The 2,974-nt window shown below is 69.6% G+C and carries 2 protein-coding genes; one reads left to right on the top strand and one right to left on the bottom strand.

What is annotated here, in order from left to right:
• Nucleotides 1-934: DUF4192 domain-containing protein (locus F0Q45_RS25160; protein WP_262491174.1), on the top strand; the 934-nt coding region annotated here is incomplete at its 5' end.
• 248 nt (nt 935-1,182) lie between these two features.
• On the opposite strand, the gene F0Q45_RS29725 is transcribed toward F0Q45_RS25160, so the two are convergent.
• Nucleotides 1,183-2,607, bottom strand: a complete 1,425-nt coding sequence (locus tag F0Q45_RS29725; RefSeq protein ID WP_262491173.1) for a hypothetical protein — start codon at nt 2,605-2,607, stop codon at nt 1,183-1,185.
• Nucleotides 2,608-2,974 lie beyond the last annotated feature (367 nt).

Below are 2,974 nucleotides of genomic sequence, written 5' to 3'. Positions count from 1 at the left end.
CCCGGGCCTGCTGGGCTTTGCCCCCACCGACAGCATCGTGGCCATCATGCTGCGCGACGACCCCACCCACGGCCTGCACGTGCGGTGCGCGATCCGCTTCGATGTCACCGTCACCACCGAGGAGGCCGCCCACTTCCCCGCCACCTGCAGCCTGCGCGCCGCTGACAACGCCGCGGCCGTCCTGATCGCCGTCTGCGACCAGCGCCACGACGGGCACGCCCGCGACCTGCTCAACGCGCTGCGCGACGCCCTGCACACCGCCGGAATCCGCGTGTTGCGCCGCCTGTATGCCCGCGACGCCACCGAGCCCGGCCAGTGGCTCGACGCCGACACCGGCGACTACGGCGACACCTACCCCTACACCGATTCCGTCCTGACCGCACAGCTGGTCCACACCGGCGAACGGGTGCGCGCCAGCCGCGCCGAACTGGAAGCCGAGTTCGGCCCCCTGCCCCCCGCACCACCTGTCGAGGTCGGAGATCACGGCGAGCTGGTCACCAGCACCGCCCGCGACATCGCCGACGCGATCGCCGGCGCGCCGACCACCAGCCCCACCCTGGCCACCCGCGCCGGCATCGTCATCACCGCACACCCCGCGCTGCGCGACGCGATGCTGTGCCTGGCGATCGACAACCCGCACGCCGGGGCCGACCTGTGGACGCACCTCGGGCGCCGGCTGCGGGGCCGGCATCGCACCGAAGCGCTCACCGTGGCCGCCGCCTGCCTGGTCCTGGCCCGCGAGACGGTACGCGCCGGCATCGCCCTGGACGCCGCGCTCGACGAAGCCGAGGCCACCCACACCCCGACTCCCCGGCTCGCCGTCATGCTGTCCACCGCGCTGCGGGCGGGGATACCGCCGTCCACGCTCCGCCACACCCTCCTCGACGGCCTGGACCGCACCGCGCAGCCCGACCCGGCGCCGCCCGCGGACTGACCGGCCGCACCCTGCGGGCCCCGGCCAGCTCTGCACACGCAGCGTTGGTCGGGGCCCCTTTTTTCTTCCGGCCCGACCACCGCACGTCCCGCAGCACACCGGCGCACAGGCCGCCAGGTGCCGGCGGGCGCAGCCCTGCTCATCGATGGGGAGGGTGGGTGAGCGCGCGAAGTTCCAGTCGCGGGATCTAGGGACCCGTGCTGACTGCGGCGTAGCCGTGCAACTTCCCGCTCGCGGGCGGCGGTTGGCTATGGGCACTCTCCATTGTGAACCAGGAAGCAATGCGGGCACGTTTGCTCGGGCTTCTCGGATCGGGGCGCGGCGTTGGCACCGAGATGGACATCACCTAGCGGTGTGAGTTTGACGGAAGGGTCGATCTGCCGAAGCTGAATCAATCGGGTCATGATGTGCTGATGCAGCTCGGGGGACGGCCTGTAGTTGAGAACCTCCCGGTAGATCGCGGCCTGGGCCTCGGAGTCGGACGGCGCGGGCACGAGTTCGTCGTCCAGCGTTAAGCGCACCAGCCTACGCACATAGGCGATGCTGTCGGCGCGGCACGGCTCACCCGCGGCGTCGGCCTCCTGCGCCATCTCACTGTCGGTGAGCCCGCGTTTCATCCCGCTGAGCACCTTGGCGTAGCGGGTTCGTTGGTGGCTGACCAGAATCTGCTCCATCTCTGCTCGGAACGGATTCGGCTCGGGCACGTCCGTGTCGTCGGTGTCAGCAGTGCGGGCGCGGGCCTTGTTCACCACCGCCTGCGTGAACAATCCACTTGCGGCGTAGTTGACCACAAGTGTTCGGTGGTCAGGTCCGGTCGGCCACGCTCGTGCGCCAGCGTGACGACTCTCCTCGGCAGGGTGCTCCGGGTCCACCAACCGGCGCGCGGTTTCCACCGCCCCGTGCTCGCTGTCGGCGGGCTGGTCGTGGATCACGTCGCCCACGCGCAGCTCGTCGGCGCGGATCTGGCCGCCCACCACGCCAGATTGACGATCTGGTGGCGCTGCACCCTGCGCGGCAGCTATGCCGATAGCGACCTCGTATTGGAGAGCGGGGTCAACCATCAAATGCATGCCCAGCTCGGTGATCCTGCCGTCGCGTGGATGCCAGGCGCGGTTTGGGTAGGTACGTCCCAGGAGTGGGTCGAGTGCGTCGATTGTCTGCTTCCACAGGTTCAGCCAGTTCCTGCGTGGGCCGACGACGAAGGACAGTTCGAGCCGGACCGGGCCGGCTGGCAGTTCTGCTGCCCCAGCGATGGCGGCGTAGATCTGCTCCTTGAAGGCGACAGTCGATGCCGATGCGGTCGTTCTCGCGACCAGCACTTCTGCCGGCGGACGTTTCTCGCGGGCAGCCTCGATCCGCACGAACGACTGCTCGCAGTGCCGCTTCGTGCACCAGACCGACACCAGGCCGGTGTCCTGCAGGTCACGGGCGAGGGGGTAGGCATAGTTGTCGAGGTCCGCCATGTCGAGGAGATCCCGTCCAGGTGGCAGACCGACATCGAGTCGCAGTGCCCACGGCCCGTCTACCCGTGATGCAGCCAGCAGTGATCTGGTGTCGTCGAGATAGGCCCGCAGCCGAACTTGATCCGGATGATCGGCCTTTTCCCACGACGCGAGCCGAGGCACGGCCTTCAGCTGTTGGGTGTTGTTGTCGGGACGGGCATACCAGCGCATCGGCCCAAGGTAACGCTGCGCACCGACATTTGGGTTTCGGTGAGTGCCCGCGGACGGCCGCGGGCTGTTCAGCCGTGCTGCGGCGTGCGCCCCGCGGCGGCACCGCGTCGCAGCCGGCTGCTGCTTGGGCACGTCGAGAACATCTCCAGACGTGCCGTCCGTGACCAAACCGTTGAGACCCACGCCAGAACGGACGAACCCGGTCCGCCCAGCTCTCCGACCCGCAGGGTGCGGCGCGGACCGTCCCGATGTGTCTCGACTCCCGGCCCTGCGACTCAGCGAGTGCGGCGACACCCGCCGGCGGCCGCGTAATCCGTAGCCCCTCACCTTCTTTGCCTGTCAGCGGGGTGCCCAGTGTGACCGGCCG

Origin of the sequence: Mycobacterium simiae (genome assembly GCF_008370645.1) — a bacterium.
Taxonomy (GTDB): Bacteria; Actinomycetota; Actinomycetes; order Mycobacteriales; family Mycobacteriaceae; genus Mycobacterium; species Mycobacterium simiae_A.
Note: the sequence above shows the minus strand (reverse complement) of the source record. Positions and strands in the feature narration are given on the sequence as shown.